The sequence below is a fragment of the Nostoc sp. DedQUE02 genome (genome assembly GCF_034531035.1).
GTDB lineage: Bacteria > Cyanobacteriota > Cyanobacteriia > Cyanobacteriales > Nostocaceae > Nostoc.
In genome coordinates this window covers 12963-39714 of sequence record NZ_JAVRBY020000001.1, presented here as the reverse complement: position 1 = coordinate 39714, position 26752 = coordinate 12963, and the positions used below count along the sequence as shown (strand labels likewise).

Here is a 26752-nt window from a genome sequence, read left to right as displayed (position 1 = left end):
CAATACTTATAAGTGTAAAATTTTTACATCAAACTCGTGGTTTTTCGGTACTAATTCTCAGAGTGTCTAACTGACAATAGCAAAAAAGGGCGGAACTTTGTTCAACTAGAACATTCCAGAAGTCGCAGAGTATGCAATTTCATGGTGAATTTGGTAGCTGGGCTGATTACCTATGTCTACCAGGAGAAAAAGTCTTCTCTCAACCTTGACTCAGAAAACGTGGCGTAGCTGGAAATTAGCTAATTTTCAACCCAATTTTTGAGTTGTACTTAAGTATCAAATATGTCACCACAGATCCATTCACGAGTTTTAATCAAAAACTTCCTAACGGTTTTTTTGCCATTATCAGCGTTAGTTGGGGTTGTTATTGGGACTATCTACTACCAACAAGTACAAACCGAGCAAGTTCTGTTCAAAACAAATGAACTCCGTAAGGTAGATTTACAAACGAAAGTAATCAGCGGAGACTTTCACTCGGTTGTCTCAGATTTGATGGTTATCTCTAAACAAAACGAGCTAGAAAGAATTTTAGACGGAGTGGATGGGCAACAACAGGCACTTTCTCAAGAATTCTTATTATTTTCTGGATATAAAAAACTTTACGACCAAATTCGCTTTTTAGATCGATCGGGTAAGGAAGTTGTCAGAGTCAACTTCAAGCAAGGTGAACCAGCAATTGTCCCCGAAGAAAAACTGCAAGTTCAAGCCAAGCGCTACTGGTTTAATGACACTTTGCGGCTGAATCAAGGACAAGTATTTGTCTCTCCCCTTGACCTGAACATCGAACGAGGTCAGGTTGAACAACCCGTGAAGCCAATGATCCGCTTTGGCACTCCGGTTTTTGATCGTAGTGGACAGAAACGGGGCATTGTAGTGTTAAATTATTTCGGTGCAAAACTGCTGGACAATTTTAATCAAGCTTTCGCTAGCGCCTCTAGCCAGGGAATGCTACTGAATGCCGATGGCTACTGGTTAAAAGGAGGGAAGCCTGAAGATGAATGGGGATTTATGTTTCCCGACCGCAAAAACCGCACTTTTGGCAAAACTTTTCCTCAAGCATGGCAGCAAATTTCTCAACAAGAATCGGGACAATTCCAAACTGCTGAAGGAATGTTCACTTTTACCACAGTTTACCCACTTGTCGAAGGGCAAAAGTCTAGTACGGGAGCAGGACAAGCTTTTGCGCCAAGTCAAAATCAAATTGATCCTAAATCCTATCACTGGAAAATTGTCTCGCGAGTATCGCCAGAGACGTTGACAACCAAATCAAACCGATTTTTGAGTCAATTGCTACTGCTATATGCTGGGTTAGTAGGATTAATTGGCATTGGTTCTTGGCTACTAGCAAGAGCTAGTGTCAATCGTAATATGGCCCAGCTAGAGTTAAGGCAATCTGAAGTTGAATTGCGAAAGCTAGTTGAGCGAGAAAAAATTCTTAAAACTCGTCTATCTAGTCAAATTCGCAACTCGCTGGATCTAAATACGATTTTGAGTACAGTAGTAGTTGAAGTTCGGCAACTGCTACAGATCGATCGATGCCAATTTTTTTGGTGTCATCAAGAAGATGAATCTACGAGCTTGGAACTGAGTCAGCAAGCTTGCGCTCCCGATTTAACAGAACCTTTAGGCTGTTCTGCTATCCAGAATGTGGAAGCCATAAGTGAGGCTGTTATCCAAGGAAATTTGCTTTGCTTTGATGACATTGCAACAGATTCGTGGCTTGATTTCAAAAGTCGGAATTTACTTGTGACATTGGGTTTTAAGTCTCTACTAACAGTTTCAGTTCAAACTCAGTCGGGTCACTTGGGTGTGATTGTCTGCGAACATAGTAGAGAGCTTCGCCCCTGGAGTGATGATGAGATAGAAATCATTCGAGGTGTAGCTGACCAGTTAGCGATCGCTATTGACCAAGCCCAATTATATAATCAAAGCCGCGCTGCTACTGCTGCTGCTACTATTCAGGCAGAACAACTCAACCAAGTACTACACAATCTCAAAGAAACCCAAGCCCAACTGATTCAGACCGAAAAAATGTCGAGTTTAGGTCAATTAGTGGCTGGAGTTGCTCACGAAATCAATAACCCAGTTAACTTTATCTACGGCAATTTGACCCATGTAAGTGAATATACACTGAGTTTGTTGGAACTAGTAGAACTTTATCAACAGTCTAATGCCCATTCAACACCTGAAGTACAAGCTCATATCGAAGCGATCGACCTTGACTTTATGGCTGAAGATTTACCTAAAATATTAATTTCCATGAAAATGGGAGCTAATCGCATTCGTGAAATAGTTCTCTCCTTGCGGAATTTTTCTCGACTTGACGAAGCAGATATGAAACCTGTCAATATTCATGAAGGTATTGATAGCACACTACTGATTTTACAAAATCGCTTCAAACAAACTTCTGGAAATACCGGAATTGAAATAGTTAAGGAATATGGTGATATTCCCTTAGTAGAATGCTATGCCGGACAATTAAATCAGGTATTTATGAATCTGATTGGTAATGCCATTGATGCCCTGGATAGTTATAACAGTAAGCGAACTCTGGAGGAAATAGAAACTAAACCCAGCCAAATTGTAATTCGTACTCAGTTACGCAACTTGGATCGGATAACTGTAAAAATTGCAGATAATGGCCCTGGCATGACCGAAGCAGTTAAGCAACGATTATTTGACCCTTTCTTTACCACAAAAGCCGCAGGTAAAGGCACTGGATTAGGATTAGCAATTAGCGCTCAAATTGTCACAGAAAAACACAACGGAGCTATTTGGTGTATTTCCGAACCCGGACAAGGAGCAGAATTTTGGGTTGAGATTCCGATTAATCAAAGTTCTAAACTAGCGACTGCAAGTACTGCTACTCTATCCATAATTTGAAAAATGACATGACTAATATTAACGATGTCGACGACGAGCTACGCCTACGCGCTGATTTTGATAGCCCTTGGAAAGAAATTATAGAAGCTTATTTTCCCCAAGCAATGCATTTCTTTTTTCCAGAAAATTCTGCCTTAATTGATTGGGAATGTCCCTACGAATTTTTAGATAAAGAATTTCAACAAATAGCTCGTGAAGCCGAACAGGGTAAGAAATATGCCGATCAATTAGTCAAAGTTTGGCAAATCCAAGGGGAAGAACTGTGGTTATTAATCCATGTGGAAATTCAGGGACAAAAAGAAGATAACTTTGCCAAGCGGATGTTTACCTACAACTTTCGCATATTTGACCGCTTCGATCGACCAGCAATAAGCCTTGCAATTCTCTGCGATCCAAACCGCGAATGGCGACCAAGCAATTACAGCTACAATTATCCCAATACTCGCTTAATTTTTGAATTTGGCAGTATTAAACTTTTAGATTACGAAAATCGCTTTCACGAATTAGAAAACAGCGATAATCCATTTGCAACTGTCGTCATGGCGCATTTGAAAACGCAGCAGACGCGCTCATCACCCGAACAACGCAAAATATGGAAATTCAACTTAATTCGCAGACTATATGATTTGGGGTTAGGAGAGCAGGATATTCGTAATCTGTATCGATTTATCGATTGGGTTATGATATTACCAAAGGTATTGGAAAATCAGTTTTGGGAAGAGTTTAAACAATTTGAGCAGGAGCGGACTATGAGATATGTAACTACAGGTGAACGCATCGGCTACGAGCGCGGAAAACAAGAAGGCGAACAACGACTTATTTTCAGGTTACTACAAAGACGAGTAGGAGAACTATCACCAGAATTGCAAGAGCGCATCCAATCTCTTTCTTTAAATCAGTTAGAAAACCTTGGCGAAGCTTTGTTAGATTTTACTGATATAGAAGATTTGCTTGACTGGTTGTAAACAAATCAATCAGCTTAAAATCTATTTTTATGATATTTGTAAAAAATACATTTCATTATTTACCAATACAAAATTTTTTTAACTAAGTTCGATGGGTTATTTTTTACTTCACGGAATCGAAAATTTTGAGTGAATAACAAAAAGGGCAGGTACAAAACCCGCCCTCAAAGTAATCAATATTTAAATTAAACTAGCGATCGCAACTTAATTACCAATTTGAGGCGCACTCAAAGAAACCTTTAGTGCGTCGTCTTTTTGCTGTGCTAAAGTCGGCACGGAATCACGCAATCTTGCAGTCAATTGTACAGTTGTAGCGTCATACATCTGAGTCAGCAATTTTGGATAGAAACCAATACCAATAATTGGAATTAACAAACAGGCAATGATAAATACTTCACGGGGTTCGGCATCTATCAAAGCTTGATGAGAAACTAATTCCTCGTTCTCTTTACCGTAGAAAATTTCTCGCAACATCGACAGCAGATAAATCGGAGTTAAAATCACTCCCACTGCCATCAAGAACACCACGATAACTTTAAAGGTAGAGCTATAAGCATCGCTAGTAGCAAAGCCAACAAATACCATCAATTCTGCCACAAAACCGCTCATCCCTGGCAATGCCAAAGAAGCCATTGAACAGGTGGTGAACATGGCGAAAATCTTCGGCATTCTCTTGGCAACACCGCCCATTTCATCCAACATTAGGGTGTGGGTGCGATCGTAAGTTGCCCCAACCAGGAAGAACAAACTCGCCCCAATTAACCCGTGGGAAACCATTTGTAACACTGCCCCACTCAATCCCAAATCGGTGAAGGAGGCGATACCAATCATCACAAAGCCCATGTGGGAAATTGAGGAGTAGGCAATTTTTCGCTTCAGGTTGCGCTGGGCAAAGGATGTTAAGGCAGCGTAGATGATGTTAACTACCCCCAAAACCACTAACACTGGTGCAAAAAGAGCGTGGGCATCGGGGAGCATTTGAGCATTCATCCGAATTAAGGCGTAACCGCCCATTTTCAGAAGAATACCTGCCAATAACATGTGTACAGGCGCTGTTGCTTCACCGTGGGCATCAGGTAGCCAGGTGTGCAAGGGAATAATCGGCAACTTAACGGCGTAGGCAATCAGGAAGCCAGTATAGACGGCAAGTTGGAAATTGAGGGCAAAGTCTTTTAAGGCGAGCGATCGCATATCAAACGTCACCGTATCGCCGTAAAATCCCATTGTCAGGGCAGACAGCAAAATAAACAGCGAACCGCCGGCGGTGTATAAAATAAATTTTGTCGCTGCATACTGCCGTCTTTTGCCTCCCCAAATCGACAGCAGAAAGTATATCGGTACTAGTTCCAGTTCCCACACCAGGAAAAATAACAGCATATCCTGGACAGCGAACACGGCAATCTGACCGCCATACATCGCCAACATCAAGAAGTAAAATAGCTTCGGCTTGAAGGTGACAGGCCAAGCTGCTAATATCGCCAGCGTGGTAATGAATCCAGTCAAAATAATTAGGGGCATAGATAAGCCATCTGCCCCTACTGACCAATTCAAATCTAGTTGGGGTACCCAGGCGTAACTCTCAACCAACTGCAAATCTGGATTGGAGAAATCATACCCAGTATAAAAAGCATAAACAATTAGTGCAAAATCTATCAGCCCTACGATGAGGGAGAACCAGCGCACTGTTTTGCCTTCTTTATCCGGGATGATGGGAATCAGTAGTGAAGCGGCTATCGGCAACAGAATAATCGTCGTCAGCCACGGAAAATTAGCTGTATTCATCACAATTCGTCTGCTATCAAAATCATGTTTGGCAAAAAGTCACTAGTTATTAAGTAACAGCTTTTTCAGGATTTCGTCTTCCTCGTTAGGTTGATTTAATTAAATTGGCAATCCCCTATTTTTCCTTTTGGGAGTCTTTTTTGACATTTGCGGGTGTGGGATGTGCGTTGTGATACTCCCAATCCAGTCAAAAATTTACCTTAAAAAAGTTGGTAAAATTATAGTTTAGGGGTGCGATCGCATAGCCCCCCGCATTGCTCAAAATATTACGATACTGTTTGGTGGTTGTTGAAAAAAGCCTGATGGGAGTGATCGCCCGCGATCGCATATCATTTATCTACTGTGTAGTCTGTCTTCCATAGCAATAACTTCATGCCTTTCTCCGATTTCACTAATCCTTACCAAAATCCGGCTAACATACCACAGAAGTATCGCCAGCATATAAATCTACTGAAGTTATTTAAAGCTGATAGTTCTTATGTGCGTCCAGCAGAAGACCCTGTGACGATGTGGGCACTTGAGATTTTAGTAGAAGAGTACGGTGTTCCACTAGAGGCAATGGAACTAGAACTAAATTCAGATTTTGCCGAGGGAACTTATCAAGGTGGGCGACGCTATCAAGGACGTGTAGATATTGTAGTTTACGATGACCGTTATGCTGATTCTATAGGTAATTTGGATGTAGCCTTCATTATGGTGGAGGCTATGGAACCAAATAAAAAAGTTGGCGGGACTGAAGGAGAAGGTTGGGTTGATCATCTTAACCGACTCAATGCTTACATGAGTGCTTCACCATCTGCCCGTTATGCCATTTTAACCAGTGGTAAACATACAGTAATTTATCGTCGTGATCTTGAATATCCAAGAAAGTTAGAAATAATTGGTGATTTACAGAAATATGAAAGCGCCCGTGAAGCCGCAAAGCACAGTTTTTATACTGTAATTCTTAATCCCACTGAACCAGATGGGATTCAAACAGGACTCACGCCCCTAACCCGTGATAGGTTTCGGGAGGTTTTGGGAGATACGCGATCTGGTTGTCACTCTATTCTGAGAGATAATGAGGGTTTGCAGCCACAAGAAGCTGTTGATGCAATGGTTAAATTCTTGTTTGCTAAGTGGTATGACGAACAGGCAACAATTGACTTGGTAAAGCAAACAGGAGAATCACGGGCTTATGTATTTAGTGTTAGTAATGAAACTGACCCAGAACGTTTATTAGTTCAAGTAAGAGACACTTTTGAGAAAGCGAAGCAGTGGGAACGAGAAACACTAGCGAAAAAATTTGGTGATGATTTGGGTGTGCGTTTGGCTTTTAATGAGGCTGATGTGCTGCAATTCAAGCCTCACACCACAATGGAAATCGTCAAGCGTTTACAGCCTTGGAGTTTGCGAAAATCTTCAGCAGATGTAAAAGGTGGGGTGTTTGAGGATTTTTTGAGTAAAACTTTCCGTGATGATTTGGGGCAATATTTCACACCTACACCAGTAATTAATTTAATGGTGGGAATTTTGCAACCTACAGTAAATGATTATGTAGGCGATCCTGCTTGCGGTTCAGCGCGGATGTTGACGCACGTTTTGGATTATGTGCGTAAGCAGGAGTATGCAAAAGCGATCGCAAATAATGGTGGTAGTACTGAAGGCATTAATCCTGAAGAACCAACCCAAGAGTTTATCAAGTTTCGAGATAATCATTTATTTGGGGCTGAATATTCTCGAAATGTGATGCACGTAGCGCGAGTTAATACTTTAATGAATGGCGCACAATATGCTGATTTAAAGGTAATGGATTCGCTGGATGGTAATGAATAACGAGCAACATGACGTAAAGCGGTTTTTAATTAAAGCAAGCAATTTGACTAGAAAAAAGCTTTTTGTTGAGTTTTATCAGCCTAAATATCAGTTTTTACTTGATAAATTACATAAATGTCCATATCCACTATATCCGTTGAAAAAATTAAGTATACGTATGTTTGATGGGCCGTTTGGTAGTAACCGAAAAGTGGATATGTATCAGGATAGTGGAGTCCCTTATATTAGAGTAAAGGATGTGCTACCTTCGGAAATCTCTTTAGATAAATTGACATATATATCTGAAGAAAAACACAATGAGTTAATTCGTAGCCGTGTAGTTCCAGGAAATCTGTTGATAACAATAGCGGGTAGACTTGGAATTGCTGCTGTATTTCCTGAAAGTCTAACAGAAGGTAATATTACAGGTCATATTGTTGGTTTAGAACTCTCAAAAAAAGTAAATCCTTATTATGTCGCAATATTTATTAACTCTCAATTTGGTGAATTTCAAGCTATTAGATTAGGACATAGAACAACAAGACCAGAATTGAATTTATCTGAAGTTGGAGAGTTTATAATCCCTGTTCCTCCTATATCTGTTCAAGATTGCATTGCTCAAATAATGCAGAATGCCTATCATACACATCAAGAAAAGCTACTAGCAGCACAAAACTTAATTGTAGGAATCCAAGAGTATGTAATTAAAGTAATTGGAATTAAAAATGTCTTACCAAGAAGTCAAAATCGGTTTCTCATTAGGCGATCGCAATTAAATCGCTTTGATGTCCGTTATTTTTTACCATTTTATACTCAGCTAGAACAAATAATAGAAAATTCAATATACCCAAAAAAAACCTTATCTGAGATTTGTATAAATATAGTCAATGGATTAACCCCTGCTAAAGACGGCTATACAGAAAATGGCTGCGTAGTAATAAAAGTTTCCAGTCTTACAAAAAATTGGAAAATTGAATGGAAAAAAGTAGCTTTTATATCAAAAACATTTTTTAAAAAAGCTAAGAAAGCATACGTAAAAGATGGAGATTTACTTTTACTTTCAGCTTCTCATCAATTGGACTATATTGGTGGAAGTTTTGGCTTGGTAAGAAATATTCCTATTGAATATCTTGATAAATGTATGGCAGTTGGTGAGTTGATTATTGTTAGAGTTAACCATCAAATCGTACTTCCAGAATACTTACTCACTTGTTTTATCATTAAGCCTATTCAAGAGCTTATCAACCGAATGTCTAGAGGACAAACTGCTCACCTTTATGCAGAAGACTTGCAACATCTGCGCGTTCCCTTACCGCCTATGAAAATTCAGCAAGTAATCGTAGATGAATTAAACAGGCGACGTAATGAAGCAAATCGTCTCTATACCGAAGCTGAATACTTGCTGACTGAAGCAAAAGCTCGTGTTGAACGTATGATATTAGGAGAAGAAGAAGTGAGATGAAGGAGGGCAGTAAATACCAGCCACTCCTAGAATTTTTATGTGGCAGCGAGCAAAATGAAATAAGTTTATCATTTGCTGAAATTGAAACTTTGATAAATGATGTGTTGCCTGAATCAGCAAGAAATAAACAGGCATGGTGGAGTAATCGCAAACAAGGCTCATCACAAGCTTACGCTTGGATGGAGGCGGGATATCGTGTAGAAAATGTGGATTTTGATCAGCAACAAGTGATATTCCGTAAACCTCCTGATAAGTATCAAGTTGAGCTTCAGGGTGATACTGTACTGTGGAATGCTGAATTAATCAAAGCACTGCGGCAACACATGGATTTAACACAAGCGGAGTTTGCACAAAGGCTAGGTGTGCGACAAGCAACAGTGAGCCAATGGGAAAAAAGTGTATATGAGCCGACTTTAGCCACATCTAAGTATTTGACCTTAATTGCAAAACAAGCTGGATTCAAAATTTAAACTAAACTTCTTTACATAATAATACTTTACCGCATATATTGTTTTTTGATCAAACATTTTATTCGGTAGAGCATGAATATTCAAAACACCGAACCCAAAGCCCTCTTCCTCTCCCCGGACGGCAACGTATACCCCGACAGCCTAATTTGCACTGGCATCATCCCCGCAGAACTCGACGGCAAACCCTGCCCCCATTCCCAAGCAGGGCGCTTTCCCGGAATCAAACCCCTCAATCCTGAAGACTCAAACTACAGCATCGACAAAGGAAAACCAGGCGATCTCTGCCCAACCTGCGCCAAACAACAACTCGCACACCTTGGACACTGGCAAGGTCACAGAAATCAAAAATTCCCTGAAGAACTTCTATCATTGCGCTTGTTCAAGTGCCGGATGTGGTTATGGCTAGTTGTCCCAGGACTTCACGACCATGATGCAACCCAGCTTTTACCACAAAATCTATGAGATGAGAGTGTTTAGAAGCGATGAAAACACACTCACACTTACAGCAACCCAGCAACAAAATTACAAATCTTGTCAAAAGCCAGCAAATAAGTTTCCGACGCTTCCTGCTGGCTCTTGGCTCCCTAACAAAAGGAGACATTCACCATGATAAAACCAGTTATTGCCCAAAATCATCCTTGGGTGATAGTAAAAACTGTAGTGATTACCCAATGTCACACCGTCGCCCGTTTTGTTAACCGCCAAGATGCAGACGATCATTTAAGATTTTTGCGTCGAACTATTCCCAATGGAGGTTTTGAGATTATGTTTGAACCGCCAGATGATGTAAAAAAAGATTTTAATATTTAATTGCTGATTATCAGCCAAAGGAGTCTAATTTAGGCTCCTAAGAAACAAGGCAGGATGAAAAGGATTTTACTTGTTTCTTCCATTCATAGGAGTTACGCACCGCCCGTCGGACGCTTTCAAAGATCGGCTCTAACTTAGTGTTAGCCAGCTTCATCACTAAGCATCTTAATAATATGTTTTGCAAGTTGCTCTTTGATTTCTCTATGTCTGGGAACAGCTTGAGAAATTTTTGTTATTGGATTCTGATACCAATCATGTTTGCCACCATGACGAACGAAGATACAACCCATTTCTTCAATCTTACTGATTAAATCTCTTCGTTTCATGAAACTTCAAGTTCTGCAACTCTACGAATATTTTGGATATTTCCACTTGTTAATTCACTGTAAATATCAAGTAGATTTTCTCTTAGCTCCTCTTCTGTTTCACCCTGAGTCCAATAGTCAGGATATTCTTCGAGATAACCTAACCACATATCATCATCTTGCCAGTAAATGTATTTCTTCTTTATCATTCGCCTATTAGCTACTTTTAAAAAACTTAGGGGTGGACATTCATCCACCCCGATTAAAATCAGGTAACACCAAATACAATCACTAAGCCCAAAACCGCCCCAAATACAATCAAGGCATAGAATTGAGCGCGACCGTTTTCTAGGTACTTCAGACCTTCACCGCTAACAAGGGTGAAAAAGCCTGTGAGGTTAACAGCACCATCGACAACGCGGAAGTCAACTTCCATAACTTGTCTGGCTACGCGACGCAAGCCGAGGACAAAAACCCGATGGTAAATGTCATCAAAGTACCACTTGTTGAGGGATAACTCGTAAAGTGGTTGGATTTTAGCAGCGATCGCAGCCGGATCAATTTTACGGCCCAAATACATCAGCGAAGCCAGGGTAATCGCAATTAAAGAAATTCCGACTGAAGCACCCGCCATGATGTAGAATTCCGTAGGATTGAACTCGGCAGACTTTTCTATAACTTCAGTGAGGGTTTCACTAGGAGGAAAGATAAACTCTTCAAAATAATTGGCGTAGGGAGTTCCCACCAAACCAATCAAAATCGAAGGCACAGCCAACAGTGCCAACGGCAGTGTCATTGTCCACGGCGATTCGTGGGGGGAGTCGCTGTGATGACCGTGGGAGTCATGGGAATCATGATGCTGACTAGTTGCCGCCAATTCTCCTTTCTTCATCGCCCCAGGCCCAAAATTCGGGGCAGGTTCTTCTGACTCTAATTCCAGGACAATTGTCGCCGCAGCTTTCTTAAGTTTTTCCTTGATTTTCTCGTCAGTACCCCGGAATTTGCCTTCAAATGTCGAGAAATACATTCTAAACATGTAAAAAGCAGTAATCCCGGCAGTTAGCCAACCGATAAACCAGAGTAGTGGGTTAGCCTCAAAAGCCTTCCCTAGAATTTCATCTTTTGACCAAAAACCAGCAAAGGGTGGAATACCAGAAATTGCCAAGCAACCAATCAAAAAGGTAGTTGCTGTGATGGGCATATACTTTCGCAGTCCACCCATCAAGCGCATATCTTGCGCTAAGGCAGGGTCGTGTCCAACGACACCTTCCATACCGTGAATTACAGAACCTGAACCCAAGAACAGCATCGCCTTGAAATAGGCGTGGGTCATCAGGTGGAATAGTCCAGCACTATAGGAGCCTATTCCCATTGCCATCACCATGTAACCGAGTTGGGAAATGGTGGAGTAAGCCAAGCCTTTTTTAATGTCGTTTTGGGTAATGGCAATGGTTGCCCCCAAAAACGCCGTAAACGCCCCAGTAAAGGCAATGACATTCATTGCGGCTGGAACGTCTTCAAATACTGGGTACATCCGGGCAATCAGGAAAACACCCGCCGCCACCATCGTTGCTGCGTGAATCAAGGCAGAAATGGGGGTGGGGCCTTCCATCGCATCTGGTAGCCAGACGTGGAGGGGAAATTGAGCTGATTTTGCAACTGGCCCTAAGAAAACTAAAATCGCAAACAGGACAGCGAGAAAATTGCTGATAGAACCTGATTCGACAAGTTGGGCGAGGCGATCGCCCATAATATTAAAATCAAAGCTTCCTGTTGCCCAGAACAGCCCCAAAATGCCGAGTAACAAACCAAAGTCGCCCACGCGGTTGGTCACAAACGCTTTTTGCGCGGCATCGGCTGCTGACTTGCGATCGAACCAAAAGCCGACCAGCAAGTAAGAACACATCCCGACCAGTTCCCAGAATATGTAAACTTGTACTAGGTTGGGGCTGACCACCAGACCTAACATTGAGGAGCCAAACAAACTGAGATAAGCGTAAAACCTCACGTAACTGGGATCGTGAGCCATGTAGCCATCGGTGTAAACCATGACTAAACAGGCTACTGTTGTGACAATCACCAGCATTAGGGCTGTCAGGTGGTCAATAGTGTAGCCCATGCTCAGGTGAAAATTACCTGCTGCTGCCCACTCCAAGGTGCGCGTATAAGACGGGTGTCCTTGGATTTGACTCCAGAGCAAGGCAAAGGACAGCACCATAGCTGCTGCCATCATGGAGATAATCACCACAGCATTAAGCTGGCGGAGGCGGTTTGTCACCTGATTCAACGAGATTAACCCTAGACCGACCAGCATTGCCCCAAGAAGAGGGAACACCGGAATCAGCCAGGCATACTGATAGATTACTTCCATCACTGACGCCTACTTTTAAAATTCTTGATTAGCGTGTCGAAACTGTTAATAATTGTGACTACACCCTTTAAGATAAAATAACCCACCCAAGACTGATTGGGTGGGGTATTAAGCATGGTTTTAGATTTGGTCATTAGTCATTGGTCATTAGTCATTGGTCATTTGTCCAATGCCCAATGCCTCATGACGCCAGTTGCTACCCTGCGGGAACGCTAAGAGCGAACAAGTCGGCACCGCCCAATGCACTGGCTCCCCCATGCCTCATACCTAATATCCATCAGGCCGATCGGCATTCTAAATCCACTGTTTTTGAACTTTTGTAGATTTTGGGGTAATTGCTGTAGCTAGCTTTAATCTCTTCTAGAGCTAGACGTAAATCTTCTCTGCCGCGAAAGCATTCCAAGCGATGGCGAATAGTGCCATTTTCAATCAATAGTAAAGTGGGTAGTGATTTTAGCCTATAGGTAGTAGACAATTTAAAATTTTGATCGGCGTTAACCCCGACTAATTTAATTTCATCCCCACACTGGGCTTGAAATTGCAACAAAAGTGGATGGATAATCCGACACAAGCCACACCAAGGTGCTTCAAAGTTAACTAAAACAGGAATAGGAGATTCTAAAACTTCTTGAGTAAATGTCCGCTCACTAACCGACAACACCATGACGCCTCTTGGATTATAAGGTTTTTATATCAAACTACCTATCAGTACTGAAGTGAAGGATTGGTTAAGTCAGTAACTGCCGATAGATGCTTTCAGGAACCAAATCTCAGGACACAAAATAATTGGGCAAAAATTGAGCGCGTTGATGTGTCTCTGACAAAAAGCCAGCGAGACTCTCACGTTGGCTTTTTTGGATGTTAGATTCCTGATTGCCGTCGCCGTCTGGGAATTTGACTAAATCTGCCACTTATTCCCGAGGTAAAGACAACAGGTCTTCAACTACCAATATAAAATCTCAAGCTGACTAAACGCACCCCCACTGAATAGATGTTTGAATTCATCCTACATTGATTCGGGGCAATTGATAAGCTGAAATTCTAATCTATTTGCGATTTTCTGCTGACACTGGGGATCGCTTCAATTTACCATGTTATCCTACCAGTTGCTTCCATCAATAGAGGGTGCGACCACCAAAGCAAAGCTATGAAAATTGTAACTCCCAAATAAGAAGGGCGGATAAATTCCTGCCATTTGAGAGATTGACGCCCGTCAATAATTGCTTTAAAGGGAATAATTGAAGTTCGCTGTTTGGCAATTTCAAAGGCTTCTCCATAACGATCGCTCAGGCGGCGATCCCCGTGCCAAACCCCAAACAAGTGATGCAGCACCAATCCAATGGAAGTCACAAGGGTAAAGGTAGTTCCCAGCCAGAGAGTGTGAGCAACACACCAAATTATTTGTCCCACCATCTGGGGATGACGGGTAATCCGAATAATTCCTGTTTCGTAGAGATGAACTTGGGGCTTTTGAATGGCAGCAATTTCTAGTAGATTGAAGGTAGCAGGATATAAAAATAAAAACGAGATTGCTGACAGCAGCCAAACAAATTCTCGCACTCCTGGCACTCCTTGTACCTGCCAAAGTTGCAAACCATCATAGCGATGCCCAAAAAAGTAAATAATTAATATCACAGCCAACGGTAAGCTAACTAATGCAAAGAGAATGCGATAAAGCCTTGGGCCAATATATTTTTCGGCCCTTGGACGCAAAGCAGCGCCTCCACTGTGAGCGATCGCAAAAACTATTTGTAACCCCAGTATGACAAAATGACTGGGTGTCAACCAAGAAATCAACAACATAAAAACGGGTGAAGTAATTTAAAGAAAATTGAATTCAGTACAACCAATACCACAAAGTATTCAAAAGGGGACTTTAGTCAAGATGTTGTGCTACTGTCTTTTTCGAGTCAAGCCTTCAAGTTTAATATGCAACAAATCATGTCTGGCTGATTGCTGCCAAACCGGATTTATTACGTGCATCTGCTCCTTTAAAAGTTTGTGGGTTGAGCCTTATGTCTGACCTTCCTTTCACTTTAGATCAGTTACGTATCCTGAAAGCGATCGCCCAAGAAGGAAGCTTCAAGCGTGCCGCTGATAGTCTTTACGTCTCCCAGCCTGCCGTTAGTTTACAAGTCCAAAATCTCGAACGGCAACTCGATGTCCCCTTATTCGATCGTGGAGGACGACGTGCCCAATTAACCGAAGCTGGGCATCTACTCTTAAATTACGGTGAAAAAATCCTCAGTCTCTGTCAGGAAACTTGCCGCGCCATTGAAGATTTACAAAATCTCCAAGGTGGTACTTTGATTGTCGGTGCTTCTCAAACCACTGGCACTTATCTTTTGCCCAGAATGATCGGTATGTTTCGACAAAAATATCCAGATGTGGCGGTGCAATTACACGTTCACTCAACTAGGCGAACTGCTTGGAGTGTCGCTAACGGACAAGTCGATCTGGCAATTATCGGTGGTGAAATTCCTGGTGAACTGTCAGAATCTTTAGAAGTTATTCCTTACGCTGAGGACGAACTAGCACTAATTTTACCTGTCTTTCATCCTTTTACCAAACTTGAAAAAATCCAGAAAGAAGACCTATATAAATTACAATTTATTGCCTTAGATTCCCAATCGACTATCCGCAAAGTCATTGACCAAGTGCTAGCACGCTGTGAAATCGATACCAGACGTTTTAAAGTTGAAATGGAATTAAATTCCATTGAAGCGATTAAAAATGCTGTGCAATCTGGTCTAGGGGCTGCCTTTGTTTCAACTAGTGCGATCGCTAAAGAGTTACAAATGGGCGTTTTGCACCGTACTCCCATTGAAGGCGTTGTCGTCAAACGGACGCTGTGGCTGATTTGTAATCCCAATCGCTATAGATCCAAGGCCGCAGAAGCCTTTAGTCAAGAAATTTTGCCCCAGTTTGCTAACCCAGGATGGAATCAAGATGTGTTAAAATTAACACAAAAAAGTCTAGTGTTAACTACATTGGAGGTAGCAACACCCACCTCATTAAGTGAAGACTAAAATCAGGTTATTAGTCTCTTGTCATTTGGACTTTGTTTTTTGTAAATGACCAAATAATTCGTAATGACGCTCCTCTGTCGCTAACTTAATTCGTAATTATTAACCCATTGTGTTCGTACAGATTGCTGTAGGCAACCCAAGGGTTTGACATCAGGAAAAAAGTTTCCTGTTCCTCATTAACAAATTTAGTTACTCTGTAACCGGAACTAATTACGAATTACGTAGCTTACTTCTTGCCATTCGCGTAGCATCTCCTAGAGAAGGCAAGTATTATAAATTACGAATTATTTTGACTAATCACGAAAATGGAAGTTTACTGCACTCGTTTGCGTTGTCCACGCCCACAAAACTATTTTGCCGATTTAGATGATGTTACGACACTAAAAACAACCCAGCAAAAGTATTGCACTACCTGTGGTATGCCATTGATGCTAGATGGTCGATACGTGCCAATGAAACTGCTGGGAAGGGGCGGGTTTGGAGCAGCATTTTTGGCACGCGATCGCCGAATACCAGGAATGCGTCAATGCGTGGTTAAGCAGTTTCAACCATCGGGGAATTTAACCTTAACTCAACTGCAACAAGCGCAGTTAATGTTTGAAAGAGAAGCAGAAGTTTTAGCACAGCTTGGTAACGATAGCGATCAAATTCCTGACTTGTTTGCTTTCTTTCCAGTGATAGTTAATAGCTTGCAACCAGGAGAGCAAGACCAATTTTTTTACTTGGTGCAAGAATACATTGATGGGCAAACCCTAGAGGAAGAATTAATTCAACAGGGTAAATTTTCTGAGCAGCAAGTATTAGAAGTATTACAAGGAATTCTACGGGTATTAAAGTTTGTCCATGACAGAGGCATTATCCACAGAGATATCAAACCTTCAAACATTATGCGTCGTCGTGATGGGAAACTTTTTTTACTAGATTTTGGCGCCGTCAAGCAAGTAACAAATGCTGCCCTTGGCGCTGCTTCTTCCACAGGAATTTATTCGATGGGATTTGCACCGCCTGAACAGATGGCTGGCGGGCAAGTATTTCCATCTACAGATTTATATGCTTTAGCTGTAACTATAATTACCTTGTTAACAAATAAGGAAGCAATTCAACTATTTGATGCTTATAGTAACCAGTGGAAATGGCGATCTCAAGTAAATATCAACCCTCACCTTGCTGATATTTTAGACAGGATGCTCCTACCTGCCGCTAATCAGCGCTTCCAGTCAGCCCAGGAGGTTATAGATGCACTTAACTCACAGGCGGCTCAAACCCCTACACAAATTAATTCGCCCTCTGTAACACTTCCGCCACAACCGTCAAAAGGTTCTAATCCCGTCGTTCCCCGCCGTCCGCCAACTCAGCCAGCGTTTTCGACATTGGAATTATTGGGTGGGGCGGCATTTAGTGGATTTCAGGGTGCATTGATCGCGATCGCCCTCTTCAGTCTAGTAAAATCACCAATAGTTACTTTGACTACTTCTGCCCTGATTTTAGGTATACTAATTTTTGCCCAAACCAGGCGATGGATCGAAAAGTTCGATTTATTAATTATTCCCACAATTACTTTTGCGATTGTTTTTTTTGTCCCCTTTTTACGTGGCGGACTTGACCTTCCGTCAGTGGTGATTTTAGCAGTTGGAGCAGGCTTAGTAGCTATTTCACTAACAGCTGTATTTCGACTTATTTATAAATTATTATCTCTCTTACTTTAAAAAATTTCTGGTGCTAAAAGCTACATAAATGTCTCATAAAAACGAAACACTTAGTCTTTTTTTAGCCGTTGTCATCACTATTGGTTTAATCTTTGGTGGTCTATGGTTTCTTATGGAACGGTGGGCGCAATTAACTGGAACTGTTTCTAAAACTTCCGGGAATGGTAACACGGGTAATCCCATAAACCAGTTTGTCAACAACAATAGATGTAATGTGCCAAATCTCCCACAGGGAACATTCAACTATGGCGGTAGTACAACCTGGGCACCCATCCGTAAAGATGTAGACTCAGTACTAGAAAGCCTGTGTCCTCAATTTACTTTACGCTATACTCAACCTCCTTCAGGTCAAGCAGGATCTGGAACTGGGATTCGGATGTTGATAGATAATCAACTAGCTTTTGCTCAATCTTCTCGCTCAGTTAAAGCTGAAGAAAATACCGAAGCTAAACAAAAAGAATTTAGTTTGAAAGAAATTCCAGTAGCTATTGATGGAATTGCGATCGCAGTTAACCAAAATCTCAATATCCCTGGTTTAACTGTCGCCCAACTCAAAGACATCTACACAGGCAAGATTACTAATTGGCAACAAGTGGGTGGGCCAAATTTACCAATCAAAGTCTACTCTCGCAACAAAGAAGCTGGGGGTACAGTGGAATTCTTTATCGAAAATGTTTTAAATAAAGAAAATTTTGGTACTAACGTTAGTTATGTTGGCACAACCACAGAAGCAGTACGAAAAGTAGCCGCGAATACTGGCGCAATTTATTATGCTTCTGCCCCAGAGGTTGTACCACAATGTACTATTAAGTCGCTACCATTAAGGCGAATTAGCGGTCAATTTGTGCCTCCTTACCAACAACCTGTTGTATCTCCATCTGAATGTCCCAATAAACGTAACCAGTTGAATAGTCAAGCATTTCGTAGTGGAGACTATGCAATTACCCGCAATTTATTTGTAATCGTTAAACAGAATGGTCAAACAGACCAGCAAGCTGGTGAAGCTTATGCAAATTGGCTGCTGACACCTCAAGGTCAAGAACTGATCGAAAAAGCTGGATTTGTCAGAATTAAATGATAGAAATGCTTAGATTTAGCCAAATAATCAAATATTAAATATTTTTACTTTATTTAAACTTGTTCATGTCACAAAAGAATGAAACCACAATTTTAGCTTTAGCCTTGCTGCTGACAGTTGGCATAGTTGGCGGTGGTTTTTGGTGGTTTAGCAACAATGGGGCCAAAATTGGTAATAACATCATTCCAAATCAGGAATCAGACAGCAAATCATCCTTACAAGACCGTATTAGTTTTGGGGAAAAATCTTTTACTCCGGGTGATATTTCTCCAGTAAAAAAAGAAGGAGTACAGGCGATCGCAGCTAAAAGTTATGATAAAGCGATCGCCAATTTCACAGCTGCTCTAAAACTCAACCGAAACGATCCAGAAACATTAATTTTTCTTAACAATGCCCGAATCGCGTCTTCCAAGAGCTATACCATCGTGGCTTCTGTACCATTCGGCACTGACCCCAATGCTGCTTTAGAAATTTTACGCGGTATAGCCCAAGCTCAAAATCAAGTCAATAGCTCAGGAGGAATTAAGGGAGTACCGTTGAGGGTAGAGATAGCTAATGACGACGACAATCCAGAAATAGCCAAGCAAATCGCTTCCAACTTAGTCAGCAATTCCGAAGTATTAGCTGTAGTTGGGCCGAATACTAGCGATTCCACTTTAGCCGCAGGTACTATCTACACTTCTGGACAACTTGTAGCCATATCTCCCACTAGTACATCTGTCAAAATTTCTAACTTTAGCCGCTACGTTTTTCGGACAGTTCCCAGTGATTTTATGGCTGCAAGAAGTTTAGCCAACTATATGGTGAGAACCTTGCAGAAAAAAAATGCAGTGGTTTTTTTTAATTCTCAGAGTAACTATAGTCAATCTTTGAAGTCTGAGTTTGTTTCATCCGTTTCCCTTGAGGGTGGACAGGTAGCCAGCGAATTTGACTTATCCAAGGCGGATTTTAGTGCAGCTAAAAGCGTAGAACAAGCAACTAAACAAGGTGCAGAAGTTTTGATGTTAGCTGCTAACACTGAAACTCTCGATAAAGCGCTGCAAGTAATCCAGATTAATCAGAAAAAGTTAACTTTGTTGGCAGGAGATGATGTTTACACCGCTAAAACTTTGGAAATTGGCAGAGAACAAGCTGTGGGGATGGTATTAGCAGTTCCCTGGCATATTGATAGCAATCCTAAATCAGATTTTCCTCAGAAATCGCGGCAGTTATGGGGCGGTGATGTGAGTTGGCGAAGCGCCCTTAGTTATGATGCCACTGTCGCGCTAATTGCGGCATTAAAACGCAATCCCACACGAGATGGAGTCCAACAAGCACTCTTGTTATCTGACTTTTCTGCCACTGGCGCTTCTGGTACAATTCGGTTTTTAGCATCAGGCGATCGCAATGCGCCAGTCCAACTTGTAAAAATTGTTCCTGGTTCTCGCTCTGGCACTGGTTATGACTTTGAACCAGTGCGTTAATCAGCAATCACAATTCAAAATTCAAAATATTTTTAGACTGGGATTTAAACCTAACTGAAACTGATTAGTTTTGACACGCTATTACGTGTAGACATAAATAGCTTAAACTCTTCTATTTACGATAAACTTTGCTTTTTCTTAACTTGTCATTAATTTTTAGGTAACAAAATGCAGAAGTAGAGATTTTTAGCAATTGGTGAGGTGGAAGTAACTACCGAAGCTAGAAGGTCAATGGATAAGTAGTTTAATAGCTTGTCCCTTGTGAGGAAAATCAATAATGATTTGATGTGATGGAAATTATATCAAATTATGGGTGCAGTCATTTCTGGATTTTTCTTTATACCTTCAAGGCTAGCCATAGGAATCTCTTCACTTTGGCATTGTTTTCGGTGTGCAAAAAGCACACTTACCTAAACTATGGGCAAAAATATTAAAACCCAACTTATGCTGAGTGCAACACCTTTAAGAAGGTTATCGCAAGCAACTGCTACCGCAGCAGTTGGTTTTGCTATGCTTGCAGCTATTGGCACAGATCCTGCCCAAGCTGTCAATTTGAAAACATTTAATATTTCAGGAGATTTTGCTCCTACACCTCTTGATGGCTCAGTAGGGCTACCTGTGAATTTAGCAAATGGCTCTTTTAATGGGACTTACACAGTAGATGTAGATCAATTACCTGCTTATAATTCTTTTGTGGATTTGACAAGTTGGACAATCAATTTAGTCAAAGACAATACTATTTTGCGAACATTATCCAACAGTTTGGCTGGCAATACAGCTTACATTCAAGAAAACATACTTGCTTTTTCAGACGCAGGCTTATTGACAGAGCAAAACAATAACTTGTACAGTTTAGAACTGGATTTTGACAATAATTTCACAGGTAAGGGTATTACCAATAGTGGAAAATTTTTGGATAATAGCGACCTTGGAAGTATCGAAAGTTCGGGACTTACTGCCGTTACTTTCGCAAAAAGTGTACCTGTTACTGAACCTCAAAGCTTTGCTGGAATAGTAGTTGTTGCTACTATCGCTTTGTGGCGTAAAAGAAAGCAAAAAGCTTAAATCGCAGTATAACTTTGCTTATCTTCAATGGTATTAATTTTTTCTAAATTTCGTAACCAATAAAGCACGCGTAACCAAAATACCTATTCTAAATCAATCAAATACTTGCGGTATATGAAGACAAATTCTGAATTCCGCATAGAAATATTAGCTGGATAGAAATTGTTAAGGAGATGTGCTTTGAGACAATTTACAAAGGTTTATTTTGCTCTAACACTCTTGCTACTTCCGTCCTTCATCGTCCCGGCGATCGCAGAGGATTCTTTACAGGAAGTTTCGCAAGCAAACTCAACCATTACGACTCAGCCAGATGCAACGCCAGACGTGGCGAGATACTTAAACGATCCAGGCAAGGAACCCCAGCTACCACCGAAGTTACTCACAAGACTCCTTCAGGAGCGGATCAAGTACGTCTTTGTCATTTTTAACGAGAACCATTCCTTCGACAACGAGTATGGCACATTACCCGGTGTGAACGGACTTTACTCAGATGGACAAAAGCCTCGTGACCCAAAGAAAACGCCGGGTTTCACCCAGACTTACACCGATGCTAACGGCGCAACCGTCACAGTTGAGCCATTCCGAATCGGATCTGAGCAGAACGCCAGCGCCGTTGACAGCGTTGACCACTCACACACCGGACTGGCAACCAAGCTCCACGTTGTGAACGGCAAGCCACAGATGGATCAGTTCGCCTACGACGAGTACACGCGCTTCGCGTCTAAGGGTGGAGCAGCCAACATTGCTGAAGGCAAGCAGTTCGCGCGTCTTGTGATGTCGCACATCGACTGCGACACCATTCCCTTCTTCTGGAAATGGGCTAGTCGCTTCACAGTCTTTGACAACATATTTGCAACTGAAGACACGCCCTCAACCCCGAATGCTGTAGCGATGCTCGCGGGGCAAGCAGGTGAAACGCAATGGGTCAAACACGGTGCGAGTGGCAAATTTTACACTGTAGGCAGCCACTCTGGCACAACGCAGGGAGTACCTCTGGTCAACGACCCACAGCCATTTTATGGCTCACAGTTCGACACAACGACAGATAACAAGCAACCTGCTGGTACAAAAGAGAGCTACGCTGATGGCAATATCTCCTCGAACCTGACCTTCGCCAGCCTGCCACTCACCTTTCAGGGGCGCGATATTAGGTCGGTCTTGGCTGGTAACAGGAATCCTTTATTCGATCTAACCGACATCCAGCAGGATATTCCCTATATCCACAAACTCCAGACCGAGCCGGTCAATTGGCGCTGGTATCAAGAAGGCTACGATCTCGAACCGACCGATACCAACGGTATCGCTACGCACAATGCTTATGTCAGCCATCACAACGGCGCACAGTATTTCGGCTATATTGCCAACACGCCGCAAATAAGCAAAAATCTCCGGGGGCTAAATGACTTTTTTAGCGATATAGCCAATAATTCGCTGCCCAAAAGTGGCGTGTTCTACATTCGTGGCGGCTACACGAACCAGCAGGGTCTGAAGCCGCCGATCACGAACCCCAATACCCCTGCGGATGAGATCGCCGCAATTAATGCCGCAAAGTCAGGTGATGACGACCATCCGGGCTACACCGATCGCCAACTCAGTGAGGGGATGGCGGCTAGGGCAATTAATGCGATCGCGTCAAATCCAAAAATCTGGCAGCAGAGTGCCATCATCATCACCTACGACGAATCCGATGGCTTCTACGACCATGTACCACCAAGGATCTTGTCCTATGGCCCTGATGGACTACCGCTCTCCCGTGGTGTCCGTGTGCCACTGATTCTCATCTCACCCTACGCTCGGACGCACGCTGTCTCGCACGTCGAGGGCGATCACAACTCGGTGATCGAGACGATCAACACGATCTTTGGTTTGCCCGCCCTTGCTAGCTTGCCCGATGAAGCACAGGCACTCGCTGCTGGCAATTCCCCAGAGTTCAACAAATTCGGGCCGCCAGGATTCCAGCAGAAGTACCTTGGCCCACGGGACATCAATTCGCCGATCACCGACAGCTTACTGTCGGGCTTCGATCCCAAGCGGCTACTCGGTGTATCGCCACCACTGCCAGCGTCATTTGCGAAGATTCCAGATAGTGTTGTGAACACACTACCGCACTACGGTGGTGAAGGCTGTCGGGCGATCGGAATCACGCCGGAAGACAAGCGCCAGGAAATTGTCAACAACATTCCCAAGGGCTTCAACGCCTTACCAAGCACTTATCCAGCCGCTAATCCTTAGACTTCTTGCAGAAGTCGGGAAAAGGGGAAAGGGAAAGATTCTGTATTTTGCCTTTTCCCCTTAACCTTTACCCTTTTCCCACAAGAGTGCAAAAAGCACTTTTGCAAGAGGTCTCTTAAAGACAAAGATAGATGGGGCACACCCCATCCATCTTTCAAACCAAGACACCTTTTGATCGCACTGAGTAAAGAAGTAAAATTCCCCCTCAGCACTCTTCAACAGGTTATGCCCAGGACTAGGTACTGGAAAAGAAAAGATGAGTATCAGTAAGATTTGGTTGGAGTTTAAATCCCCAGTCCCCATTACCCCTTATCCCCAGAGGGAGCCCCACCTTCCCCAATCCCCATTTTTCGACATTCCTTGAGGATAATTCATGCGTTTTGTGTTAGTCTTGCTGACTCTGTTTGGTGTCTGCTGCTCGATTTCCAATGCTCAGGCGGGTTCCGTGATCAAACGTGTAAAGGAACGCAATATGGTTCGCTGTGGCAGCGTCGAGCGGACGGGTCTGGCAACTGAATCCGAGCCAGGTGGCTGGAGTGGTCTTAACGTTGATATCTGCCGTGCGATCACCGCCGCCGTGCTGGGATCTTCTAACCGTATCGAATATCACGAGTATGAGACACCGAAGGACTTCGACTCGGTGCGTAACCAGCAGGATGACGTATTCTTCCTTACAGGATCGGAAATTGAGGAGCAAAAACTAGCTGCTAAGTTGCTGCCTGGCCCGACTATCTTCGTAGAATCCAATGCGATGATGGTGCCATCCACCTCGGCTGCACACCATGTCAGCGACCTAGCTGGAGAAAGCATCTGCTTCATGATTGGCAGTTCGGTTGAGCGAAGCCTCACGGCTTACTTCGGTGCGCTCCACAAAAACTGGTTCCGTCGCCCGTTCTCTGAGGATGGAGAGATGATCGATACATACAACGTGCAAAATTGCCACGCCATTGCTGATGAGATTACGACCCTAGCAAAGATTCGCCTCGACCCTGGGGTGAACCGATTATCGAGCCGCATCCTTCCAGAGTCGCTGACGACCTTTCCCGTGATCGCTGCCACCGGAACCGAGGATGCCCAATGGTCAGCGATCGTTGCCTGGACGGTGCATACATTAATTAATGCAGAGAGAACGGAAACACGCTGGTATGCGGGCGGTGCTGGGGCGATGCCGATCTCCGCACCAGAATTAGGTCTCGATAAGGATTGGCAGCGCCGCGTTCTTGGATCTGTAGGGAACTACGGCGATATCTTTGATCGCCATCTGGGAAAAGGCTCACAACTCAAGCTCGATCGCGGATTGAATGCGAACTATTTCCGGGGAGGACTTCTTCTGAGTCCATTCCTTGAGTAATTTCAACTAAGTATAGAGGTGTCAGAATTTATGAATAAAACACCCGTCTTCCAAATACAATCTCAAGTAGCAAGAACCTATAAAGCACTTATATTGAATGGGCACGCGGGTAATTTACTATGTCTCAAAAAAATGAAATACCTATTCTTGTATTATCCATCTTAATCACCGTCGGGCTAATAGCTGGCGGCTTTTGGTGGTTCAGCAGAAAGTCTGGTGTGGAGCTAAATACAGTTAATTCTAGTAGCACCAAAACGCCCCAAACTGGCTCAGAACAGCCTAGTGGCAATACTTTCACTTCAGTAAAGGATGTTCCTACAGGATTATTCAACTACGGAGGTAGTACATCTTGGGCACCGGTTCGACTAGTAGTCGATCCACCAATTCAAGCCGCGCGGCCAGAATTTCGGCTGCGCTATGTAGAACCCAGCAATGCTTCTCCTGGTTCTGGTACTGGCATTCAGTCTCTGATAGACGGTCAACTAGCCTTTGCCCAGTCCTCCCGACCAGTTCTAGATCAGGAATTAAGCCGTGCCCAGCAGCGTGGATTCAGTTTAAAACAAATTCCTGTAGCAATTGATGGTTTAGCGATCGCAGTTAATCCCAACTTGAATATCCCAGGACTAACGGTAGACCAGTTAAAGTCAATTTACACAGGCAAAATCAATAATTGGAGCCAGGTGGGCGGCCCCAATATCCCGATTAAGCCCTATTCCCGCCGCATTGCTGATGGCGGTACAGTTGAGCTTTTCGTCCAAGACATCTTGGGTGGTCAAGCTTTCAGCCCGAATGTGGAATTTATCTCCACAACCACCCAAGCCTTGCAAAAATTGGCTGATAGTCCTGGTAGCATCTACTACGCTTCTGCCCCAGAGGTGATTCCTCAATGCTCAATCAAAGCCTTGCCGTTGGGGCGGACGCAAGGACAATACATTGCTCCATACCAAGAACCTTCTGTCCTCCCGTCTGAATGTCCTGGTAAACGGAACAAGTTGAACATTGAGGCTTTCCAATCAGGAAAATACCCGATTACCCGCAATCTGTTTGTGGTGGTCAAACAGAATGGTCAGACTGAGCAGCAAGCAGGTGTCGCTTACGCCAACTTACTGCTGACTGAGCAGGGACAGCAACTGATTACCCAAGCGGGATTTGTCAAAATTCGCTGACAAGAGCGATCGCACTCAAGACAGAGTGGCGGAAATCGCCGCTCTGAACTGTACCTTAACCAGCTCTATTAATCGACTCTGCTGGTAAGCAAATGAGATTATCCCCTTGAGTCAAGATTAAACCACGTTGACGCAGCTTACCCATCAAGCGGGTGACGGTGACACGAGTGGAACCAATCGCGCTACCAATTTGGGCATGAGTGAGGGGAAAGGGCAGACAATAACCGCGAATCACATCAGGATCGGTGTCGCTCATTGCTGGCTCTCCATATTCCTCAATTAACAATGTGAGAAATCCTAAGAGTCGGTCAATTGTGCGGCGTTGTCCCAAGGCACTCAGCCACAGCAGCTTACGCTGGTGCTGATACCTAAAGGCATCCATAACTTCGCGACGGAAGTGAGGCCAATTGTCTAAATCATGCCAGTACATCCACAGCACCGCAGTTTGATCGACATGGGCGTAAGCCTGGAGTGTGAATGGTGACTGAGCAACAATTTCAAATGGCTGTCCCGCTCCCACAAAACCCAAGAACGCTTCTTCTGGAGTTCTGTTGATTCGTCGAGACGTTAGCTGACTAGCAGTCGCACTAACTTGGGCGGTTCCTACCATGCGGATCGCACCCCTTTGAACCAAATACAGCAATCCAGGCCGGGCTGGAATGCGCTCATCTTTGCTAAAGGTGCGGCAGCGATAGTGTTCTTGAGCCCAGTCAAGAATGCGTTGCCAAGTCAGAAAAGGCCGTGATGCCTCAGAAAAGGAGGATGGAGATTGCATAGGTAACAAAGAGCGTTCGGCTGAAGACAAAGACGTAAATAAAAG

General features: G+C 43.1%; 23 protein-coding genes. 15 read left to right on the top strand and 8 right to left on the bottom strand.

Annotated elements, in window-relative coordinates:
* Positions 1-282: 282 nt before the first annotated feature.
* Together RMX98_RS00165 and RMX98_RS00160 are read left to right on the top strand one after the other, a co-directional pair.
* Positions 283-2883 carry an ATP-binding protein gene (locus RMX98_RS00165; RefSeq protein WP_322679811.1) on the top strand — a complete coding sequence of 867 codons (2601 nt, stop codon included), beginning with the start codon at positions 283-285 and terminating at the stop codon, positions 2881-2883.
* 8 nt (positions 2884-2891) lie between these two features.
* Complete coding sequence (locus tag RMX98_RS00160; RefSeq protein WP_322679812.1) at positions 2892-3848, top strand: DUF4351 domain-containing protein; 957 nt, start codon at positions 2892-2894, stop codon at positions 3846-3848.
* A gap of 204 nt (positions 3849-4052) precedes the next feature.
* On the opposite strand, the gene RMX98_RS00155 is transcribed toward RMX98_RS00160, so the two are convergent.
* Complete coding sequence (locus tag RMX98_RS00155; protein WP_322679813.1) at positions 4053-5630, bottom strand: NAD(P)H-quinone oxidoreductase subunit 4; 1578 nt, start codon at positions 5628-5630, stop codon at positions 4053-4055.
* A gap of 372 nt (positions 5631-6002) precedes the next feature.
* Here RMX98_RS00155 and RMX98_RS00150 point away from each other — a divergent pair, with 372 nt between their 5' ends.
* The 5 genes from RMX98_RS00150 to RMX98_RS00130 all read left to right on the top strand — a co-directional run bounded on the left by RMX98_RS00150 (position 6003) and on the right by RMX98_RS00130 (position 10166).
* A complete protein-coding gene (locus tag RMX98_RS00150) occupies positions 6003-7445 on the top strand; it encodes an N-6 DNA methylase (RefSeq protein WP_322679814.1) in 1443 nt (480 codons plus the stop codon).
* Positions 7438-8886, top strand: coding sequence for a restriction endonuclease subunit S (locus tag RMX98_RS00145; RefSeq protein WP_322679815.1), 1449 nt, complete (start codon positions 7438-7440; stop codon positions 8884-8886). Before RMX98_RS00150 ends, RMX98_RS00145 begins: the two co-directional genes overlap by 8 nt.
* Positions 8883-9356, top strand: a complete 474-nt coding sequence (locus RMX98_RS00140; RefSeq protein WP_322679816.1) for a helix-turn-helix domain-containing protein — start codon at positions 8883-8885, stop codon at positions 9354-9356. The genes RMX98_RS00145 and RMX98_RS00140 overlap by 4 nt, the downstream gene beginning before the upstream one ends.
* Positions 9357-9428: 72 nt before the next feature.
* Positions 9429-9818, top strand: a complete 390-nt coding sequence (locus RMX98_RS00135; RefSeq protein ID WP_322679817.1) for a hypothetical protein — start codon at positions 9429-9431, stop codon at positions 9816-9818.
* Between the two features lie 144 nt (positions 9819-9962).
* Entirely contained in the window at positions 9963-10166 is a 204-nt protein-coding gene (locus RMX98_RS00130) for a hypothetical protein (RefSeq protein WP_322679818.1), read from the top strand.
* A 140-nt stretch (positions 10167-10306) separates the two neighbouring features.
* Here the strand turns inward: RMX98_RS00130 and RMX98_RS00125 are convergent, their stop codons facing one another.
* From RMX98_RS00125 to RMX98_RS00100, 6 genes are all read right to left on the bottom strand, one after another.
* A complete protein-coding gene (locus tag RMX98_RS00125; RefSeq protein WP_152588361.1) occupies positions 10307-10492 on the bottom strand; it encodes a type II toxin-antitoxin system HicA family toxin in 186 nt (61 codons plus the stop codon).
* Positions 10489-10680 (bottom strand): type II toxin-antitoxin system HicB family antitoxin, encoded by a 192-nt coding sequence (locus tag RMX98_RS00120; RefSeq protein ID WP_194000955.1) that lies wholly within the window; start codon positions 10678-10680, stop codon positions 10489-10491. Before RMX98_RS00120 ends, RMX98_RS00125 begins: the two co-directional genes overlap by 4 nt.
* A 59-nt stretch (positions 10681-10739) precedes the next feature.
* The gene (locus RMX98_RS00115) at positions 10740-12842 is read right to left on the bottom strand and encodes an NAD(P)H-quinone oxidoreductase subunit 5 (RefSeq protein WP_322679913.1); all 2103 of its coding nucleotides are present in this window, start codon (positions 12840-12842) and stop codon (positions 10740-10742) included.
* A 277-nt stretch (positions 12843-13119) separates the two neighbouring features.
* Entirely contained in the window at positions 13120-13506 is a 387-nt protein-coding gene (locus RMX98_RS00110) for a thioredoxin family protein (protein WP_322679819.1), read from the bottom strand.
* Between the two features lie 106 nt (positions 13507-13612).
* Positions 13613-13753, bottom strand: a complete 141-nt coding sequence (locus RMX98_RS00105; RefSeq protein WP_322679820.1) for a hypothetical protein — start codon at positions 13751-13753, stop codon at positions 13613-13615.
* A gap of 175 nt (positions 13754-13928) precedes the next feature.
* Positions 13929-14645, bottom strand: a complete 717-nt coding sequence (locus RMX98_RS00100) for an NnrU family protein (RefSeq protein ID WP_322679821.1) — start codon at positions 14643-14645, stop codon at positions 13929-13931.
* A gap of 212 nt (positions 14646-14857) precedes the next feature.
* Here RMX98_RS00100 and RMX98_RS00095 point away from each other — a divergent pair, with 212 nt between their 5' ends.
* The 8 genes from RMX98_RS00095 to RMX98_RS00060 all read left to right on the top strand — a co-directional run bounded on the left by RMX98_RS00095 (position 14858) and on the right by RMX98_RS00060 (position 25932).
* Entirely contained in the window at positions 14858-15871 is a 1014-nt protein-coding gene (locus tag RMX98_RS00095; protein WP_322679822.1) for a LysR family transcriptional regulator, read from the top strand.
* Positions 15872-16176: 305 nt separating this feature from the next.
* Positions 16177-17577 carry a protein kinase domain-containing protein gene (locus tag RMX98_RS00090; protein WP_322679823.1) on the top strand — a complete coding sequence of 467 codons (1401 nt, stop codon included), beginning with the start codon at positions 16177-16179 and terminating at the stop codon, positions 17575-17577.
* A 28-nt stretch (positions 17578-17605) separates the two neighbouring features.
* A complete protein-coding gene (locus tag RMX98_RS00085) occupies positions 17606-18655 on the top strand; it encodes a phosphate ABC transporter substrate-binding protein (RefSeq protein WP_322679824.1) in 1050 nt (349 codons plus the stop codon).
* Positions 18656-18720: 65 nt separating this feature from the next.
* Entirely contained in the window at positions 18721-20118 is a 1398-nt protein-coding gene (locus tag RMX98_RS00080; protein ID WP_322679825.1) for an ABC transporter substrate-binding protein, read from the top strand.
* A gap of 417 nt (positions 20119-20535) precedes the next feature.
* Complete coding sequence (locus RMX98_RS00075) at positions 20536-21183, top strand: PEP-CTERM sorting domain-containing protein (protein ID WP_322679826.1); 648 nt, start codon at positions 20536-20538, stop codon at positions 21181-21183.
* A 180-nt stretch (positions 21184-21363) separates the two neighbouring features.
* Positions 21364-23415, top strand: a complete 2052-nt coding sequence (locus RMX98_RS00070; RefSeq protein WP_322679827.1) for a phospholipase C — start codon at positions 21364-21366, stop codon at positions 23413-23415.
* A gap of 373 nt (positions 23416-23788) precedes the next feature.
* Positions 23789-24766 (top strand): hypothetical protein, encoded by a 978-nt coding sequence (locus RMX98_RS00065; protein ID WP_322679828.1) that lies wholly within the window; start codon positions 23789-23791, stop codon positions 24764-24766.
* A 119-nt stretch (positions 24767-24885) separates the two neighbouring features.
* A complete protein-coding gene (locus RMX98_RS00060; protein WP_322679829.1) occupies positions 24886-25932 on the top strand; it encodes a PstS family phosphate ABC transporter substrate-binding protein in 1047 nt (348 codons plus the stop codon).
* Between the two features lie 55 nt (positions 25933-25987).
* On the opposite strand, the gene RMX98_RS00055 is transcribed toward RMX98_RS00060, so the two are convergent.
* On the bottom strand, positions 25988-26707 hold the full coding sequence (locus RMX98_RS00055) for a Crp/Fnr family transcriptional regulator (RefSeq protein ID WP_012412419.1): 720 nt from the start codon (positions 26705-26707) through the stop codon (positions 25988-25990).
* Positions 26708-26752: the final 45 nt, after the last annotated feature.

Bases quoted from the DNA above. Each gene is read 5' to 3' on its own strand.
- RMX98_RS00165 (WP_322679811.1), top strand. From the start codon at position 283: ATGTCACCACAGATCCATTCACGAGTTTTAATCAAAAACTTCCTAACG.
- RMX98_RS00160 (WP_322679812.1), top strand. From the start codon at position 2,892: ATGACTAATATTAACGATGTCGACGACGAGCTACGCCTACGCGCTGAT.
- RMX98_RS00155 (WP_322679813.1), bottom strand. From the start codon at position 5,630: ATGAATACAGCTAATTTTCCGTGGCTGACGACGATTATTCTGTTGCCG.
- RMX98_RS00150 (WP_322679814.1), top strand. From the start codon at position 6,003: ATGCCTTTCTCCGATTTCACTAATCCTTACCAAAATCCGGCTAACATA.
- RMX98_RS00145 (WP_322679815.1), top strand. From the start codon at position 7,438: ATGAATAACGAGCAACATGACGTAAAGCGGTTTTTAATTAAAGCAAGC.
- RMX98_RS00140 (WP_322679816.1), top strand. From the start codon at position 8,883: ATGAAGGAGGGCAGTAAATACCAGCCACTCCTAGAATTTTTATGTGGC.
- RMX98_RS00135 (WP_322679817.1), top strand. From the start codon at position 9,429: ATGAATATTCAAAACACCGAACCCAAAGCCCTCTTCCTCTCCCCGGAC.
- RMX98_RS00130 (WP_322679818.1), top strand. From the start codon at position 9,963: ATGATAAAACCAGTTATTGCCCAAAATCATCCTTGGGTGATAGTAAAA.
- RMX98_RS00125 (WP_152588361.1), bottom strand. From the start codon at position 10,492: ATGAAACGAAGAGATTTAATCAGTAAGATTGAAGAAATGGGTTGTATC.
- RMX98_RS00120 (WP_194000955.1), bottom strand. From the start codon at position 10,680: ATGATAAAGAAGAAATACATTTACTGGCAAGATGATGATATGTGGTTA.
- RMX98_RS00115 (WP_322679913.1), bottom strand. From the start codon at position 12,842: ATGGAAGTAATCTATCAGTATGCCTGGCTGATTCCGGTGTTCCCTCTT.
- RMX98_RS00110 (WP_322679819.1), bottom strand. From the start codon at position 13,506: ATGGTGTTGTCGGTTAGTGAGCGGACATTTACTCAAGAAGTTTTAGAA.
- RMX98_RS00100 (WP_322679821.1), bottom strand. From the start codon at position 14,645: ATGTTGTTGATTTCTTGGTTGACACCCAGTCATTTTGTCATACTGGGG.
- RMX98_RS00095 (WP_322679822.1), top strand. From the start codon at position 14,858: ATGTCTGACCTTCCTTTCACTTTAGATCAGTTACGTATCCTGAAAGCG.
- RMX98_RS00090 (WP_322679823.1), top strand. From the start codon at position 16,177: ATGGAAGTTTACTGCACTCGTTTGCGTTGTCCACGCCCACAAAACTAT.
- RMX98_RS00085 (WP_322679824.1), top strand. From the start codon at position 17,606: ATGTCTCATAAAAACGAAACACTTAGTCTTTTTTTAGCCGTTGTCATC.
- RMX98_RS00080 (WP_322679825.1), top strand. From the start codon at position 18,721: ATGTCACAAAAGAATGAAACCACAATTTTAGCTTTAGCCTTGCTGCTG.
- RMX98_RS00075 (WP_322679826.1), top strand. From the start codon at position 20,536: ATGGGCAAAAATATTAAAACCCAACTTATGCTGAGTGCAACACCTTTA.
- RMX98_RS00065 (WP_322679828.1), top strand. From the start codon at position 23,789: ATGCGTTTTGTGTTAGTCTTGCTGACTCTGTTTGGTGTCTGCTGCTCG.
- RMX98_RS00060 (WP_322679829.1), top strand. From the start codon at position 24,886: ATGTCTCAAAAAAATGAAATACCTATTCTTGTATTATCCATCTTAATC.
- RMX98_RS00055 (WP_012412419.1), bottom strand. From the start codon at position 26,707: ATGCAATCTCCATCCTCCTTTTCTGAGGCATCACGGCCTTTTCTGACT.